Origin of the sequence: Sphingobacterium sp. UBA5670 (assembly GCF_002420705.1) — a bacterium.
GTDB lineage: Bacteria > Bacteroidota > Bacteroidia > Sphingobacteriales > Sphingobacteriaceae > Sphingobacterium.
The window spans coordinates 37,140-53,280 of the sequence record NZ_DIIM01000004.1 but is presented as its reverse complement, the minus strand read 5'-3'; the positions used below and the strand labels follow the sequence as shown (position 1 = coordinate 53,280).

The window sequence follows — 16,141 nt, the reverse complement described above, 5'->3', positions numbered from 1 at the left end:
TGTCTGTCCATACCACGATATAACCAACTCGACAGCCAATATGTCCAGTTGAACCTATTGTTTCTTTAAATGCCCCTCTGCCTGATCTAAATTTGTCTTAACAAGAAAATTAGAACAGTAATCAAAAACCAGAAACAATGAAAACAACACTTTCAACAATCCTTTTAGCGGCAACATATGCATTAAGTATTCCTACAATTGTAAACGCACAGTATTATGAAACACCTGCGTCTTTTTCGACACTCAATAAGGAAATAAGACCCTTTAAAATTAACATTCCACAGGCAAAACTTGACCAGCTTAAAAAACGTATTGCCCAGACCCGATTTCCAGATAGAGAAACCGTCAAAGATGAATCACAAGGCATTCAACTTGCGCAGCTTAAAGATCTTGTGTCCTATTGGGGCACTGGCTATGATTGGAGGAAACTGGAGAAAAAATTAAATGCTCTTCCACAGTACGTCACTCATATTGACGGATTAGATATTCAATTCATTCATGTACGTTCCAAAGAAACCAATGCTTTGCCATTGATCCTTACCCATGGCTGGCCGGGTTCACCGCTCGAATTTATCGACGCGATAGGTCCATTAACAGACCCTGTCAGTTATGGTGGAAAAGCAGAAGATGCTTTCGACGTAATTATACCGGCGATACCGGGTTATGGTTTCTCAGAAATTCCTAAAGAAATAGGCTGGAATCCCGATCGTGTTGCAAAAGCCTGGGATGTATTGGTAAAACGCCTCGGATACACAAAATATGTTTCTGAGGGCGGCGACCATGGTTCGGTCATCTCCGATGCATTAGCCAGACAGGCACCCTCAGGTCTCTTGGGCATCCACCTGACAATGCCTGCCACAATTCCTTCTGAACTAGTTAAGCCGATAAATGCAGGAGATCCTGCTCCGGCGGGGCTTTCAGAAGATGAACGCAATGCTTATGTTGCCTTAAGTACCTTTTTTGGAAAAAATGCAGCCTATGGCGGAATGATGGTGACACGACCACAGACCACCGGTTATTTACTTTCCGACTCCCCGAGTGCCTTAGCTGCATTTCTTTACGAAAAAATTGCTGAATGGAGCGAAAGCGATCTCCATCCAGAAAATGTAATCGGCAGAGATGCAATACTTGATGATATAACATTATACTGGCTGACAAATACTGGCGCTTCTTCTTCAAGATTCTATTGGGAAAATAGTAACAATAATTTCAGCTCCGATCATCAAAAGACCAAGGACATCAGAGTTCCGGTGGCAATTTCAGTATTCCCACATGAAATCTATCAAGCACCTGAAAGCTGGTCGAAAGCGGCTTACCCCTCATTATATTACTACCATAAGGCACCTAAAGGCGGTCATTTTGCGGCCTGGGAACAGCCACAGGTATTTGCCGAAGAGCTTAGAGCGGCATTCAAACCGCTTAGATTACACTGATTTGAATACGATGATTTCTTAACATGTGCCTATGTATTCGGAGAATATTTAGTTTCTATTTCAGAAGTAAAAGAGCCAGTTTAAACAAATCTATTTGTCATCGGGCTCATAAATCTTGTTCCAGTTGTACATTGAAATACCAACTAACATTTTCTTTCAATAGAGAGGCACAATTGGTCATCAACGGTAAGATAGAGATGATCGGTTCTGAAACAAGCAAAGTACTGAGCGGTATCCAATCGGCGATGCTGGAAAATCATCCTGAAAATCTAGCTGTAAAAATTGATAAATATGAGTCGACCCATGTTCAAATAAGCTATACCTCAACTTCATTATCAAAGCATTCAACTATCCTGATGGCTCTTGTCCAAAAAGAGGCTTCATCACGCATCTCGGCTGGCGAAAACGTGGGTAAGTCCCTTTCGCATGTGCAGATTGTCCGGCAATTGCAGCGCCGCGTACACATTGCGAAGGATAGCTTTGCATTTAATCTCCCAGACGCAGATAAAGATTATGAAATTATTGTATTTGAGCAAAACCAACAGTCTGGTGAAATCATTGACGCAACGAGCATTAGTCTATAAAATGCTGTCTATTTTGATGACAGATATGCCGTTTTCAAGGATCAATATGTCCGGTTCAACATCTTTCCTCTTTCCTGAGGCGGTTTGACGCTATAATTTTAATAAAAAAAGGAGAAATATCATGAAGCACATAAAACGAAATAAACTACTGGCGATTACTTTCCTCTGTCTAGGGATTAGTTTCATTGTCTTACAATTTTTCAATGAGCCAATTACCCAGGCTTCGACTAAAGGCCAGCTACGCGACGTTCCGGCAGAAGTATCATTTATTTTGGAACGTTCATGCTACAATTGTCATTCCAATTCCCAACAGCTTTCATTCTTTGATAAACTCGCTCCGATTTCGTGGATTGTTAACAAGGATATCAGAAGAGCCCGTGAAGTCATGAACTTTTCCGAGTGGGACAAACTTTCCGATGCAGAAAAAAAAGGAAAGTTTTATGCTATATTCAATATGGTCAGGGCCGGAAAAATGCCACTTCCCAGCTATAAATTGACGCATCCAGAATCGAAACTCTCAAAAATTGAAATCGAGACGATTAAGCAATTTGCTTTATCACTTTCAAAAAAAGATGCATTTATCCCATTGAAAACGGCTGCTGACACCATACAAACTTTTCGGGTACAACAAACATTTGCGGCTCCCGTGGTAGCAAAAACCGAAGTTCCGGTTTCACCTAATGGTATAATATATAACGCGGACTTTAAAAGCTGGAAAGTGATCGGTATGAGTACGCTTATCGATAACAGCATACGAATAATCTATGGAAATGATATTGCGGTTGAAGCTATTGCAGCAGAAAATTTTCATCCCTGGCCAGATGGGAGCGCGATTGCAAAAGCAGTTTTCAAACAGACAAGAAAAGCCAATGGCGAAATAGTTCCAGGTGATTTTGTCAATATGCAATACATGGTTAAAGATAAGGTAAAATACTCCGGAACGGAGGGTTGGGGATTTGCAAAATTTAATGGACACGAATTGAAACCAACAGGAAAGACGGCTTTATTTGCGCAGCAATCTTGCATCAGCTGCCATAGACAGCTCGCCGCGTCTACAGGTTTTTTATTTAATGTACCGCCAAAAGTAAACTCCAAGAAACTAATCGAGAACTATCTAAAAACTTTACAAAATGAAAAAGATCCTATTTAAACTGTTACTAAGTAGCGTAATTTTTGCATCCTGCTCTAAAAATGCAGAAAGTGATGCTGGAAAAATCCGCTTTATGTTCGATGCGGGCGATCTTATGTTTATTACTTCGTCATTTAATCCCGAACAGCAAACCATGTCTGCACTCTATGGAAACCAGCAGGCAGTTTCGTTGTTGTCGAGCTCCAGCAAAAGACAGACCCGCTCCTCTTTCAAGCTGGTTACCTATCAGATGCAAGATGATCCCAATTACTTCGGCAGCAAGGTAAATGGTGAATTGCTACTTGTTGAAACATTAAAAACCGATACAAAGGGAAATCTTGAATATGGGATCGAATTTGGAAAGATGCCTTCCGGTCAGAACAAGGATCAGCGCATAGCAAACTTTCTCGACCATGAGGCTGTCAAGTTTCCTCAGTAATTCTTGAATTGTTTAAAATTAAGTTCAATAAAATAATAAAATCATGCAAACTAAATTAATTATATGTCTTAGACTAATTGTCCTGTCGCTGCTGATCTCAGCCAATGAGGCTATCCTCAAAGCGCAGAGTTCGTTGATTGAAGGACGGATCGGTGTTGATCGTAGCAAGAACACAAGTTTTGATGATACGAAGCTAATCAAAGCGGGTTTATTAAACGTTGGATACGCCGAGGTTGGACCTCAAAGCGGCAGCGCCGTTATCCTGCTGCATGGATGGCCTTATGATATCCATAGTTTCGAAAAGTCAGCGGCGCTCCTAGCCGCCAAGGGATATCACGTGCTTATTCCCTACCTTCGCGGATACGGAACAACAACATTCATTTCGTCCAAAACAATGCGTAATGCACAGCAGTCGGCTGTTGCTCTTGATATCATCAAGTTTATGGACGCACTGAAAATTGACAAGGCGATCATTGCTGGCTTTGATTGGGGTGCAAGAACAGCTGATATTATTGCAGCACTCTGGCCGGAGCGCTGTACTGCCCTAGTTGCAGTGAGCGGGTATCTAATTGGTACACCAAAAGCAAACCAAAAACCACTATTACCAAACGCTGAATTTTTATGGTGGTATCAATATTATTTTGCAACTGAGCGGGGTTATCAGGGGTATCAGGCAAATACTGCGGCGTTTAATAAACTGATCTGGAAAACAGCATCGCCAAAATGGAATTTCGACGACGCGACCTACGAACGTACTGCACTGGCATTTGACAATCCAGATCATGTCGCTATCGTCATCCACAATTATCGCTGGCGGCTTGGACTAGCCCAGGGAGAAAAACAATACGATAGCTTGGAGGCAAAACTATCAAAATTGCCTGTTATCTCCGTTCCAACAGTAACACTGGAAGGCGATGCTAATGGAGCCGCATTTCCTCCACCATCGAGTTATGCCTCAAAATTTACAGGGAAATACAAACACCATACCCTTACAGGTGGTATAGGTCATAATTTACCCCAAGAAGCTCCAGAAGCTTTCGCTCAAGCCATTGTTGAGGCAGACACTATGGCGCTAACAAACTGATCCTACTTACTGAACCACCATTTATAACTCAAATTCCGATTCGGAATTTAAATCAATAATAACATGACAAATACAACATATCAAAAAATCTATCTCGGCGGACGTATTTTTATGGCCATATGGTTTGCCATTAGCGGCTTCTTCGAACTTAGCCGCAATCCCGTAGTCTGGAATATTACACTAAAACTAGGCTATCCCGAGCATTTCATTTATATCCTAGGTGTATTCAAAATTTGCGCTAGTATCCTATTCTTCCTACCCAATCGCTTTGATCGCCTAAAAGAATGGATCTTTGCGGGAATGTTTTTTGATATAACATTTGCTTTTTTTTTCCAAGGTAGCGGTTCTCGGTATACCTTCAACCATGGATACAATGGTAGCCTTTGCAGTGCTTTTTCTAACATACTACGCATTCAATAAACTTTATAGGGCTGATTATACGAGCGCTTTATCCCAAATATGAGGATATACTTTTTTTTACTGTTTATGGTGAAATTTAAATATTTTTACCTCCGCAACATATCTAAACGAAGGAGATGTTGCGGTATTAAACATCGGCACATTTTTGCAATATAAATCTTACTTTCATGTTCAAGCCCAAGAAGCAAGTACCCTTTAGGATATCAAACCGGTTAATATGGATCAGCTCAATTTCGCTGGGAATCCTTACTTCGATACCAAAAATTGTTGACCATCATTTTGATCCAGCTGAGGGTATAGCTGATTTTGCAGTAACTTCTGGTTTTGCATTGTTAATCTGGTATTATAATATCTATACTATACCTGCCTATACAAAGAAAACAGGCCGTAAAAACGTTATTTCTCCCCAGCTATTTAAAGGATTGGGCGTAGGTCTTATCCTTATGTTTTTATTATCTTCAATTCAATATTATATCCTCTCCCACCTAAATTTCGGCCCTAAAATGCTAATGTACGAAGTAAGGGGAATATTGATAAACCTGACGTTCTATATGTTCATTCATATCCTGTACCAGACCTACATGAATCAACAGGTTGTACGTGAGCTCGAACGTACCATGGCGGCCAACCTGGAAGCACAATATGAATTATTGAAGCAGCAGGTCAACCCACATTTCCTTTTTAACAGTCTAAATACGTTAAAATATATGGTTGAAAGCCATGATAGCCAATCTGCCGAATTTATTATTAAGCTCGCTGCGTTCTATAGATTTACGTTAGATAGCCTTAAACTTAATATCCTTTCGCTGAGAGAAGAGCTGGCGATCATGGACTCCTATGTTTTTCTGCTGAAAGCACGTTTTGAAGAGGGGCTGATGATAACACAAAACCTTGATGCTAATGTGAAAGACACCTTCATTCCCCCTTTTACCCTTCAGCTACTCATCGAAAATTGTATCAAGCACAATATTGTTTCATTGGAAAAACCGCTTCATATCCGAGTCTATCGCGAAGAAGACTATCTCATCGTCGAGAATAACCTTCAGGAAAGAAAAATTCCCGAACCATCGACAGGACTTGGAATTGAAAATATAAGTCAGCGTTATCTTCATCTCTCTGATAAAGAAATTAAAATTTTGAAAATAGACGATACCTTTACCATAAAACTTCCCATAATACATACTATATGAACATCCTAATCATTGAAGATGAAATCAAGGCGGCCCGTTCACTTGAAAATCTAATTTTGAAGTTACGTCCAGACTCTCGAATTCTTTCCAAAATTCAGAGTGTCGAAGGCGCTATAGACTATCTTTCCAATACAGGTACTCCCGATTTGATCTTTATGGATATCCAATTGTCTGATGGCATCAGCTTTGATATCTTTAAGTCTGTCAAGATTCTATGTCCAGTTATCTTTTGTACTGCCTTTGGAGAATATGCGATGGAAGCTATAAAGGAAAACGGAATAGATTACCTGCTCAAACCATTCTCAGAAGAAGACCTTAGAAGTGCTTTTGAAAAAGTTGATAATTTCAAAAATTTCTTTCAAAAGATTTCGGGCAATGATCTTACGGAGCTTATCAGCAGGATCAACGGCGGTGAAAATAAAAAGACGAGCTTTCTTGTTTTTAAACACAATAAATATCTGACGGTAAAAACAGATGATATTGCTTATATCTATATCAATTATACCTCTCCTTCTCTGGTCACTTTCAAAGGGGAGGAATACGATTTAAATCAATCATTGGATCATTTAGCAGGCCTGCTGTCCAGCAAACAGTTCTTCAGACTCAATAGGCAATACCTCATTAGTTTTTCAGCAGTCAAGGAAGTTGAACACTATTTTGGAAGAAAACTGTTTGTAAAACTGACTGTTCCCACTGCCGAGAAACTACTGATTGGCAAAGATAAAACATCACTATTCCTAAGCTGGCTGGAAGATCGCTAATGGATACTGCTTATCTCTGCTAGGTGATACTGAAGTGAATCCTGCTGCAATATTACTTTAAAAAATGACTATTTTCTCTCTGTTCAATAATTTCATTATCTATCCGAGCACTGCCTTTTGTTTTCCTATGGCTTATGGTCTGTCTAGGCATGTATAAAAGGTTGCTGAACACTCTTATAATTTTCAATTTGAAAGTGCTTCGAGTCTGATATATACTTTCAAGGCACTGCATGCAAGTGCGAATAAAAGGAGGTATAAAAAAATATCAATCTCCTTCCCGAGTTTGATCAAAAATACAATGGCAAACATCAACGGAAGGAAGACTATAAAAATAAAAAACAAATTCGCTATCGCCGTAAAAATATCCAGACTGTCATTCATTAACAATAACATGATACCCATGTAAAACAACCAGATCACGAGTGGCGCAACAAAGCATAGCAGCAACTTCCATCCTAACTTAATTTCAAAGTGCCCTTGAGCAGTTTGGCGATAGTTTTTATGCAATAGGTAACATATACCCGCCATACATAGAATCAATGTTGCCAACTGCACGTAGGTATTAAATATGGTATCGGAACGGGTATTGATACTTGAAGATGACGTAAGTCCATCTTCGCTAAAGTGCTGGATATGGCTCGCTTCTCCGTTAACAAAAGTCTTTATCACTTTATTGTTGCCTGTAGTATCCCTAATGATCCAGGTGGAATCTTCAATTCCCATTTTATAAAATCCCTCGATGATCCGTTTTCCTCCTTTTATTCTTATAAACTTTCCATCCAGTCGCCCGCCATTAAATCTCAAAGAATCAAGGTTTTGTTCAGTACCGATTGTCAACAATGTTATTTTTCCAGAAGGAACTAGGCTTGCACTGTCTCCGATAAGGTGCAAAATATCTTGGTCTAGGTTTTTAATGGATCGGTTCTTATTGTAATCATCACTCTCGACCGGTTTGCCAATATTTAAATAATTTATTTTGACAATAAGAAAGGAGTCTCTTTTGTAAAATTCAAATTCATCATGAGAATGAAACTTGTGCATTGTCGGATCCTTTAACAATACATACTGCGGCTGATCGAAAGATTGGATATATCTAAGCTGGCTGGTAGCACAAAACGAAAAAATTGTGACAATGCCAATAAAGTTGGCGCTCAATCGAACCATTAACGTTGGATTGCTCCATCGCATTGAATTATTTTCCATGTAAAACCACGCAAACAAAAGCATGGGCAAAGCAATCAGATCGGATAGGTCCACCGTTCGGCCAATATTGAAATGGCGCGTTAAAAATTGAATAAGTCCCTCGGAATATTCGCTCTTCCAAAAAGTAAATAAGACCGCTGTAGAGATAAAGACAAGCAGTTTTCGTTGAGGAAAGATCACGGACCAGAAAATAGGAAAGATAAACAGCCCGCTAAAATCAGAAAGCTTTCCAGTAATTGCATTATGGAATTCGACTTTCAGAAAAAAGTCGTTGGTAATCAATAGCGTCAGAAAAAGGATAAAAAGAGGTGAAATAAGGATCTTTAAGCGTTCAGTCATATTTTAGAGTTTACCTTTGCTATTTATACCCAATTACGCAATTGGTAACCTTAACACCCCATCGGAGTTTTGAAGACGATTAACTTAGTTACTTTTTTTCCATTGTCTTTCTGGATGCCTGTGATTCGTAAGAAATATCGACTTATACCGATAGCGCAAGGGTATTCTGTAGGCGATTTTACCTTCACTAAAAGTTTAAACCATTCTTCACCGCACTGTTCTTTTACTTTCTGCTTTAGATCATCCATGGATACCTCGGGAAAGATTGTACGTTCGTCCGCAGTATATTCCGCACTTAAATATTGCCCATTCGCATTTTGCTTTAAGGACTTCCACACTGAGTTGAAATGTTTCCACTCAATGAGGTCACAATGGGGACCTTCATTCATAATTGTTGCACTGGTTTCATAGCTTTGTTCGACCCTTAAATCACTAATATGATCGCCTAAAATAGAAATAAAACTTCCTTCAATGCTTTCCCCGATCTCAACTTCTATCTCCACTGTGTCACCTTGTATCCTATCCATTTTATCTGGGTCAAAAATTGCCAGGTCTTGAATAGAAACCGTAAGATCATTGAACTTTATTGTTGTATTGGACTTCCTCTCATCTATAGCTTTTACTGTAGAGGCTGTATTAATTTTCTGATCAGATATGTTTGCTTCATGATCAACATGATGTTCAATTTGCTTTAAATTTTGCTTTTTTTGCTCTATACTAGGGTTATTGCAGGAACAAAATGTCCCAGTCGCTAAAATGATGATATGCAGCACTCGTTTCATAATCTTTCCAATGTTAGGATGCGGCACTATTCGGAGGTTTTTTCCTTTGTTTATTAATGTTGAACTCTTTCTCGATGTAAATAGGCCATAATTTTTATATACCATCGGCATAATTGGGATTTAAACAGGTGAAATTTTTAGGGATTGCTCTCTTAATAAATCTTTCTTGTACGATATTGACTTCCCACATCTTGTAAATCCTGGTCAATAAAGGTTTAGAATTGTCCTCATGTTCAATTAGAAAAAATTGTTTAGGCCCATCCTCGAGCATTTTAAGATAAATTGTCGAATAGCATTTTTCTGGATAATTGCTGTTTACCGTCAGTTCATCTTTTATTTGAAAATCCGCTTTTCCATCAGGAAAATATCGAATAAACTTTTCAAGCGTTATTTTACTTTTTCCATGTCGGCAGTCATTTACTCGTGCAGAATACTGAGCAACACCATACTTCCCCAATTCCGTTTGTTGTTCGATAATCACGCCAAGGCATTCTTGAAGATGGTAGCTGTTCAGATCTTGCGTCGTCTTTCCTATGAAAGAACTTTCCAGTCTACTTTGGAGTTTTAGCTCGCTCATCGCCTTTATATTTGCACTAGGTAGCTCGATTTGCACGGTATCCTGTGGAATTCTATCCCTTATAACGAAATGCGGAGAATTTAATCTAGACTTTGATTCACTTTCGTTTCTGCAGCTTAAAGCTACTAGAATAATTAATGTAGGTATGAAAAGAATGCTATTTTTCCCCATAATCTGTTCTCTTAAAAAGAAGGTCTTATTCGCTTGATCGCATTAATCTATTGATAAATGAAACTTGCTGTATTGCTGTTTCGGATAGTTTTTTAGCGTTAATTGATATGTTTTTGATTCATCTGAGCAATGTAATATATTTACTGTTTCCTATTTTGATTACCAACCTTTTAAATGTATAAACTTCTGCAATAATTGCGGTTCCATCAATACATCTGATATTTACGAAAGATAAGCTGCAAAACACAAACTCTGAAGGCTAATTAATATTTGTATGGAGTCAATTATTATTCGCGCTTTTAAAGCTCTTTTATACGATGATGTATCAATCTCTTTTAAAGACTACCTTCCCTTCTTTTATGGTTTCAAGGACTTTAATCTCGCGTAATTTCTTGGGATCAATCGTTAATGGATTTTTATTCAAGACAACTAAATCTGCTAGTTTCCCTTCTTTCAAAGACCCTTTATCATTTTCCTCTTGATATTGATAAGCTGCATTAATCGTAATTGCTTTTAAAGCATCAATTACATCGATCCGCTCGTTTGGTCCCAATACCATCCCCGACCGAGTGGTCCGGTTCACGGCAGCATAAACGCCAGTCAACAGGTCAGGTGGCGTCACAGGGCTATCATGGTGGATGGTAAACAATATTCCAGCTTTTTTTGCTGATTGTGCTGGACTGATAAATGCAGCCCGTTTAGGTCCAAAAACACTTTGATAGTGCCAATCTCCCCATAAATAGACATGAGCTGAGAAGTATGAAGGAATAACACCAATTTCTTTTATTTTGGCTATGTGATCGGGTCTGCTGTTCTGCACATGAATCAAAGTTGCTCTAAGTTCCGGTTTATAAATACCCTCTTCCTTCAATCTGCCGATCACGCGAAGTGCTTGGTCTATGGCCGCATCACCATTAACGTGAAGCTGTGCTGTGAGATGATTTGAGAATACTGTTTTTAGATCATTATAGAGGGTTTCGTCCGAAAAAATTGGAAAACCCATATAATCTGCAGATTGCCCTTCAGGTGGGATGAGGTAGGGTTGTGTCAGCCAGGCAGTCTTCCCTTGAGGCGAACCATCATCGGAGAATTTAAAACCTCCAAATTTCAGTCGCTTTTCATATTTCATGTAATTGGGCTTAAAAGATTCCCAATCAGCTTTATTCGCTTCAAAATCCGGAAAATATACCACATCTGCCTTGAGAAGGTTTTTGGCAGCAGCTTCTTTCAGTAAGCCGACACTCACGCCCATCGATCGTCCGTCGCATATTGTCGTCTGACCATAACTAAGCCATTCATCTTGAGCCTTGATAAAATCTTTTAGAGATTGGGATAGTTCGTTTTTAGTAGGCTCGGGCTTGGGCATCATTTCTGTTAACTTCACCAAAGCGGCAAAGGATGCATTTTCTTCCAGTTTTCCATTTAGACGATGATCTGACGTTCGGCCGTAATGGCCTCCTTCCGGATCTTTTGCATTTTCGGCAATACCCAATAAGGTAAGCATAGCACTATTCACAACACTGGCATGACCAGATGCATGAATGACAATAATAGGATTTGTTGTGCTTATGGCATCCAGTTCTACACGGGTCGGATGACGATGTTCAACCATAATGGCATCGTCATAACCGTTTCCCAATATCGGAACGGAGGATCCTGGTTTCATCTGCTGAATAACTGTTGTTAAAGTCTTTTGAAGGTCGGGTATGGAGTTTACGGTTCCATAAGGACTTGGAGAAAGGTCTATTGCTTGCTCCATTCCAGCTCTTGAAGTAATATGCCCATGTGCGTCGATAAAACCGGGTAGCAATGTTTTCCCTTTTAAATCAATTTGCTGCGTATTATCTCCAATATAGGCATTTGCTTTTTGTTGGCTTCCGACAAAAATAATCTTTCCATCCTTTAATACGAGAGCTTCTACCTGTGGAAACTTATCTTCCATCGTAATAATATCTCCGCCAAAATAGATTAAATCTCCTTTTGGCTGATTGCTTTTGCAAGCAAAAACAAAAAGTGGAAGAAGTAGAAATAGATATCTTTTAATTGATCCCATCCGAGAGGTTAATAGTGTTTATGGATAACAAAAAAAATAGTTAATTGTTTTACTTAATTCAATAGTACTTTTAATGTACTCTCCTTCACTAAACGCAGGCGATGTTCAATCTGACTAATCCAATAGGATGAGATATGATCCATGGATGCGCTTAAAAGAGGATCTTAACCCCATTTTAGCAGATTTGCAAGGTGCATTTAACGACGAGCATCTCATTGATGAACGCCCTAAACCGGCTGCGGGTCAGTTTGGGTGATAAAGATTAAAAAAATATAACGTTAAATAACAAAAAATGCGCATCTAGATGCGCATTTTTTGTTAAAGTAAGATTGGTAACAATTGATCTAAGCTGTCTACCTGTAGAAAATTGTTGGGTTTGATTTCAGCACTAGCTTGTTCATGTGTCCACGTAACATGATAAGGAACATGTATTGCCTGCGAGCCCATTTCCAAAACTGGCAGAATATCTAATAGAATTTCCGATCATTATGAAACTCTCGGTCTGACATTCAATTTTTCGCAGCAATTTTACATAATCCTCATTTTTCTTATTACTCATAATCTCCACATGGTGAAAAAATTTTTGAAGACCAGAATTTCTCAACTTTCTTTCCTGATCCAGAAGATCACCCTTTGTGGCTACAATTAATTTATAATGGGCACTGAGCTGCACCAATGTATCCTCAACTCCATCCAGTAATTCAATAGGCATTCTTATTAAATCCTGTCCAATCTCGATAATTTTATTTACTGTCTTCAACGGTAGCTGCCCTGCAGAAATCCGGCTAGCAGTCTCAATCATACAAAGAATGAAGCCTTTCACGCCATACCCATAGAGTGATAGATTGTTCATTTCTGTTTCAAATAGTTCTTTTGATATCGCGTGCTGTGGAAGATAGTTTTCCAATAATGCACAAAAATCGTGTTCAGCTTTTTGAAAATAGGGTTCATTTACCCATAATGTATCATCAGCATCGAATGCGATGACGTTAATTGCATCTTTATTGACAATCATTTTAATTCTTATTCAATTTACGAGTTCTACTTGATCTTGGTATTGCTATATTGTTCCAATAACGCTGTCAAATTTAATGCTGCATCATAAATGGCATTAAAAGCAAAAGGCTTTCCCTTGGCCACGTAATCATAGATATAAAGATCAGTTAAAGGTGTCGGAATAGATTCCAATTCAGTGGCTGAGATCCATTCCAGGTCCCCTTCATTACAATAAGGGGCTTCTACAAATTGGATATCAGAGACATATACATAACTGATCCAATTGTATTTTACCGGAGAAGTTTCGGTTAAAATTCCACAAAACTGTTTTGAAGTGATCCGGATACCTGTTTCTTCCATGACCTCACGTACAACGGCATCATCAGGATTTTCAAATGGGTCTATTTTTCCCCCAACAGGAACATACATATCCTTATTTGGTTCTTTAAGGCGTCTTAGCAATAAAAATCTATCTTTATTTCTTAATATACATAGTGTGGCTACTCGCTTCAAACCTATTACTTCGTTGCTCATCTTTTTCTATTTGTAACAAAAATAGAAAATGTTGCGAGACTCTTAACGCAGTTTAGCGAATTCATTTCTTTTTTGCTTTGTGAGTGAATTTTAAGTCCTGCTCTTCTTTCTAATGCTCCTTTTCGTTAGACTATAATTACAACAGTGATGTATCGCATATTCAATTCTATATTCGGATAAAAGCTGCGTAATAATTTCATTGATTTCAGTTTCATGAAGTCCCAACTGTTCTCCAACTTCAATTTCATTGAATCGTCCTCTATTTTCTATGAGCGCTTTGTAATATTTTTCTTTATTTTTCATAATTGTATTTTTTTTGAACCGCTATCATTATATGTGGGCTAAAAGGCAGAAGATAGCTATCGTTTTCAGTAATGTGGATAAGCTCCAATAATGTTTTTCGCTTTTCAGCATGCTGTAAATTGACAAAGAAATCTTTGTCTAACCAGGACATCCCCTCCACAGCGTAGGTATTTAAATAGGTTAATCCATGAATTAAAAACTCCTCTTTCAGCTCCTGGGGTTTATGATAAAATGCTTCGGCTAAAAGCCATGGAAACTCATCTGGCGGATTGTGTTTACCAATAGTTAACTCTTCTTTGCACATTTGAAAAAAAGAAGTTTTATGAATCAAACCATTCAAAAGGCCGGCTAAGGTTGAAGCCGTATAATTGATGGCAAATCCCAATATAATTCCCCCGTTTTTCAACACTCTCTTCGCTTCCCAAATCGTTGATATCCGGTCATCTCTTTCCTGCAAATGGTAAAGAGGTCCATGTAGTATGACCAGGTCTGCATGATTATTAGGAAACTCCAATTTTCGGGATTCACCGATATGAACAAAAAATTTGTTTTTTAATTTACGAGCCCTCTTTTGCGCAATTTTTATATGCTTTAAAACAGGCTCTACCAAATGAACATGATGTCCTTTTTTCGCAAGCCATTCAGAATACTTGCCTGTGCCACCGCCGACGTCAATTACGGTCAAAGGAAAAGATAAAAGATGCCGTTCGATAAGTGATTTGATTCGTTCAAATTCAAATATTCCCATTCCTTTGTCGAGCCGTGTCTCCTCGGACGCTATTGTATAGAATATTTCTATATCCCTGCTTATTAATTGTTTACTACTCATGATACATCACATATCGCCATCAATTTGAAATATTAAACCATTGCAAATTGATAGCACAATCGATTTTATAATCAATAGTTTATTTGAAATCTAAAAAATAAAAAGGTATTATCATCCTTACGCTAAAAATCACAGGATTTCCACGTGTTCGTTGCTCTTTTTAGTTAAGACGCTGATGATATGTTAGATATAGTATAACAGACTACAAAAGTAAGAAATTATGAGAAATTCCATCCTCATAATTTTAATTATTTAAAATGATACTAATAGATTGATTACAAATTGCCTAATTTAGATGCGCCCTGAAATTTTATATTAATAAAAAAATTGGCCTCAACTGATAATTTTCCTATAAATATAGCATCCGGCTTCCGTAGGGTGATCCTGAACAAGATCATGACCATTTTCTTTTCGAATTAGGTTGATGATTAAAAAATCTCCACATGCAGCCATCGTGAAAAATATACCAAAGATCAGCAGACCAATGCTTCCATTAAAGATGGCAACAACGGCGGGAAGAATTCCCAAAATAATACCAGGTGCAATAGCTCCGATAATATACTCTTTCACTTTCAAGGGTTCTTTGCAATGACAATATGGGGTAAGCATTTTCCACATTACGCCAAATTTCATAGACTTTAATCCATTCTTCGCGAAAATGGCCCATGTAATTCCATGAATCAATTCGTGAACAACAATCCCGAGGAGGATAATGCCAAAAACATAGATGCTAGCTGAAAGTCCCAGCCCACCAAATATACCTTTAAAATCCAATTCGGATCTCCAGACTAAATAAAAGGGTAAACCAAATACTAGAACTATTGGAATCAAGATGAGTAGACCAAACTTATTGGCCCAGACCAGATCGATCGTTAATTTCTCCTTTTCATATTTTTCAGACTCGTACATAAAGTTCATATTTGATTATGAATACATAGATTTTGAGGCTCATTGCTAAATTAACCTTTTTTTTCATATTTTATATGCTAATTCTAAGAACTGATAGTAATGAGTATGTTGAACCAGATCCGCTCAAATCATTTTTGATCTGTAGGAATTTCGATAATTTAACCTATAAAAAAAGGCCAGGTATTAAAACCCGACCTTTCCATTAAAAACTAATCTCTCCCTCCCGTAAACCTTACTTCAATTCATTGGACAAAAATTCAGATCATTGGTTTAAAATAGGAAAATAAAAGGATAATTAGATTTTAAGCTTCCTATTGAAAGCACTGCATCGTCCCCATTCTTTTCCGCCCATTCACTAATCATTTTTAATTTTTCGTCTCTCAACTTCATATCATAAAAATACCA

18 protein-coding genes are annotated in these 16,141 nt (G+C 38.2%); 9 read left to right on the top strand and 9 right to left on the bottom strand.

All coding sequences use genetic code 11. From position 1 onward, the window contains the following. Window positions 1-137: 137 nt before the first annotated feature. The 8 genes from B3C94_RS04815 (at window position 138) to B3C94_RS04780 (ending at window position 7,040) form a co-directional block, all read left to right on the top strand. Window positions 138-1,433 carry an epoxide hydrolase family protein gene (locus tag B3C94_RS04815; RefSeq protein ID WP_293899844.1) on the top strand — a complete coding sequence of 432 codons (1,296 nt, stop codon included), beginning with the start codon at window positions 138-140 and terminating at the stop codon, window positions 1,431-1,433. 131 nt (window positions 1,434-1,564) lie between these two features. Then, entirely contained in the window at window positions 1,565-2,017 is a 453-nt protein-coding gene (locus B3C94_RS04810) for a DUF1223 domain-containing protein (RefSeq protein ID WP_293899841.1), read from the top strand. 121 nt (window positions 2,018-2,138) lie between these two features. Continuing rightward, window positions 2,139-3,167, top strand: a complete 1,029-nt coding sequence (locus B3C94_RS04805) for a heme-binding domain-containing protein (RefSeq protein ID WP_293899839.1) — start codon at window positions 2,139-2,141, stop codon at window positions 3,165-3,167. Beyond that, window positions 3,148-3,585 carry a hypothetical protein gene (locus B3C94_RS04800; RefSeq protein WP_293899836.1) on the top strand — a complete coding sequence of 146 codons (438 nt, stop codon included), beginning with the start codon at window positions 3,148-3,150 and terminating at the stop codon, window positions 3,583-3,585. Before B3C94_RS04805 ends, B3C94_RS04800 begins: the two co-directional genes overlap by 20 nt. Before the next feature lie 43 nt (window positions 3,586-3,628). Then, window positions 3,629-4,669: an alpha/beta fold hydrolase gene (locus B3C94_RS04795; protein WP_293899833.1), complete on the top strand. Its 1,041-nt coding sequence runs from the start codon at window positions 3,629-3,631 to the stop codon at window positions 4,667-4,669. A 63-nt stretch (window positions 4,670-4,732) separates the two neighbouring features. Beyond that, window positions 4,733-5,089 (top strand): DoxX family protein, encoded by a 357-nt coding sequence (locus tag B3C94_RS04790; protein WP_293899830.1) that lies wholly within the window; start codon window positions 4,733-4,735, stop codon window positions 5,087-5,089. 167 nt (window positions 5,090-5,256) lie between these two features. Continuing rightward, a complete protein-coding gene (locus B3C94_RS04785; RefSeq protein WP_293899827.1) occupies window positions 5,257-6,279 on the top strand; it encodes a sensor histidine kinase in 1,023 nt (340 codons plus the stop codon). Further along, complete coding sequence (locus B3C94_RS04780) at window positions 6,276-7,040, top strand: LytR/AlgR family response regulator transcription factor (protein ID WP_293899824.1); 765 nt, start codon at window positions 6,276-6,278, stop codon at window positions 7,038-7,040. Before B3C94_RS04785 ends, B3C94_RS04780 begins: the two co-directional genes overlap by 4 nt. A 183-nt stretch (window positions 7,041-7,223) precedes the next feature. On the opposite strand, the gene B3C94_RS04775 is transcribed toward B3C94_RS04780, so the two are convergent. The 4 genes from B3C94_RS04775 to B3C94_RS04760 form a co-directional block, all read right to left on the bottom strand. Continuing rightward, a complete protein-coding gene (locus B3C94_RS04775; RefSeq protein ID WP_293899821.1) occupies window positions 7,224-8,582 on the bottom strand; it encodes a hypothetical protein in 1,359 nt (452 codons plus the stop codon). A 50-nt stretch (window positions 8,583-8,632) separates the two neighbouring features. Then, window positions 8,633-9,364 (bottom strand): hypothetical protein, encoded by a 732-nt coding sequence (locus tag B3C94_RS04770; protein WP_293899818.1) that lies wholly within the window; start codon window positions 9,362-9,364, stop codon window positions 8,633-8,635. Between the two features lie 94 nt (window positions 9,365-9,458). Next, window positions 9,459-9,941, bottom strand: a complete 483-nt coding sequence (locus B3C94_RS04765; RefSeq protein WP_293899815.1) for a hypothetical protein — start codon at window positions 9,939-9,941, stop codon at window positions 9,459-9,461. Window positions 9,942-10,437: 496 nt separating this feature from the next. Then, window positions 10,438-12,165, bottom strand: coding sequence for an amidohydrolase (locus tag B3C94_RS04760; protein ID WP_293899812.1), 1,728 nt, complete (start codon window positions 12,163-12,165; stop codon window positions 10,438-10,440). A 127-nt stretch (window positions 12,166-12,292) separates the two neighbouring features. Here B3C94_RS04760 and B3C94_RS04755 point away from each other — a divergent pair, with 127 nt between their 5' ends. Then, window positions 12,293-12,421 (top strand): hypothetical protein, encoded by a 129-nt coding sequence (locus tag B3C94_RS04755; protein WP_293899809.1) that lies wholly within the window; start codon window positions 12,293-12,295, stop codon window positions 12,419-12,421. Window positions 12,422-12,562: 141 nt separating this feature from the next. Here B3C94_RS04755 and B3C94_RS04750 read toward each other — a convergent pair whose 3' ends face one another. The 5 genes from B3C94_RS04750 to B3C94_RS04730 all read right to left on the bottom strand — a co-directional run bounded on the left by B3C94_RS04750 (window position 12,563) and on the right by B3C94_RS04730 (window position 15,736). Further along, window positions 12,563-13,180 carry an HAD family hydrolase gene (locus tag B3C94_RS04750; RefSeq protein ID WP_293899806.1) on the bottom strand — a complete coding sequence of 206 codons (618 nt, stop codon included), beginning with the start codon at window positions 13,178-13,180 and terminating at the stop codon, window positions 12,563-12,565. A 26-nt stretch (window positions 13,181-13,206) separates the two neighbouring features. Next, complete coding sequence (locus tag B3C94_RS04745; RefSeq protein WP_293899803.1) at window positions 13,207-13,695, bottom strand: NUDIX hydrolase; 489 nt, start codon at window positions 13,693-13,695, stop codon at window positions 13,207-13,209. A gap of 90 nt (window positions 13,696-13,785) precedes the next feature. Beyond that, on the bottom strand, window positions 13,786-13,998 hold the full coding sequence (locus B3C94_RS04740) for a hypothetical protein (protein WP_293899800.1): 213 nt from the start codon (window positions 13,996-13,998) through the stop codon (window positions 13,786-13,788). Beyond that, window positions 13,988-14,827 carry a class I SAM-dependent methyltransferase gene (locus B3C94_RS04735; protein ID WP_293899797.1) on the bottom strand — a complete coding sequence of 280 codons (840 nt, stop codon included), beginning with the start codon at window positions 14,825-14,827 and terminating at the stop codon, window positions 13,988-13,990. The genes B3C94_RS04740 and B3C94_RS04735 overlap by 11 nt, the downstream gene beginning before the upstream one ends. A 333-nt stretch (window positions 14,828-15,160) precedes the next feature. Beyond that, window positions 15,161-15,736, bottom strand: a complete 576-nt coding sequence (locus B3C94_RS04730; RefSeq protein WP_293899794.1) for a DUF3267 domain-containing protein — start codon at window positions 15,734-15,736, stop codon at window positions 15,161-15,163. Window positions 15,737-16,141 lie beyond the last annotated feature (405 nt).

Coding starts and splice junctions, on each gene's coding strand:
- B3C94_RS04815 (WP_293899844.1), top strand. CDS start 138: ATGAAAACAACACTTTCAACAATCCTTTTAGCGGCAACATATGCATTA.
- B3C94_RS04805 (WP_293899839.1), top strand. CDS start 2,139: ATGAAGCACATAAAACGAAATAAACTACTGGCGATTACTTTCCTCTGT.
- B3C94_RS04800 (WP_293899836.1), top strand. CDS start 3,148: ATGAAAAAGATCCTATTTAAACTGTTACTAAGTAGCGTAATTTTTGCA.
- B3C94_RS04795 (WP_293899833.1), top strand. CDS start 3,629: ATGCAAACTAAATTAATTATATGTCTTAGACTAATTGTCCTGTCGCTG.
- B3C94_RS04790 (WP_293899830.1), top strand. CDS start 4,733: ATGACAAATACAACATATCAAAAAATCTATCTCGGCGGACGTATTTTT.
- B3C94_RS04785 (WP_293899827.1), top strand. CDS start 5,257: ATGTTCAAGCCCAAGAAGCAAGTACCCTTTAGGATATCAAACCGGTTA.
- B3C94_RS04780 (WP_293899824.1), top strand. CDS start 6,276: ATGAACATCCTAATCATTGAAGATGAAATCAAGGCGGCCCGTTCACTT.
- B3C94_RS04775 (WP_293899821.1), bottom strand. CDS start 8,582: ATGACTGAACGCTTAAAGATCCTTATTTCACCTCTTTTTATCCTTTTT.
- B3C94_RS04770 (WP_293899818.1), bottom strand. CDS start 9,364: ATGAAACGAGTGCTGCATATCATCATTTTAGCGACTGGGACATTTTGT.
- B3C94_RS04765 (WP_293899815.1), bottom strand. CDS start 9,941: ATGAGCGAGCTAAAACTCCAAAGTAGACTGGAAAGTTCTTTCATAGGA.
- B3C94_RS04760 (WP_293899812.1), bottom strand. CDS start 12,165: ATGGGATCAATTAAAAGATATCTATTTCTACTTCTTCCACTTTTTGTT.
- B3C94_RS04755 (WP_293899809.1), top strand. CDS start 12,293: ATGAGATATGATCCATGGATGCGCTTAAAAGAGGATCTTAACCCCATT.
- B3C94_RS04750 (WP_293899806.1), bottom strand. CDS start 13,180: ATGATTGTCAATAAAGATGCAATTAACGTCATCGCATTCGATGCTGAT.
- B3C94_RS04745 (WP_293899803.1), bottom strand. CDS start 13,695: ATGAGCAACGAAGTAATAGGTTTGAAGCGAGTAGCCACACTATGTATA.
- B3C94_RS04740 (WP_293899800.1), bottom strand. CDS start 13,998: ATGAAAAATAAAGAAAAATATTACAAAGCGCTCATAGAAAATAGAGGA.
- B3C94_RS04735 (WP_293899797.1), bottom strand. CDS start 14,827: ATGAGTAGTAAACAATTAATAAGCAGGGATATAGAAATATTCTATACA.
- B3C94_RS04730 (WP_293899794.1), bottom strand. CDS start 15,736: ATGTACGAGTCTGAAAAATATGAAAAGGAGAAATTAACGATCGATCTG.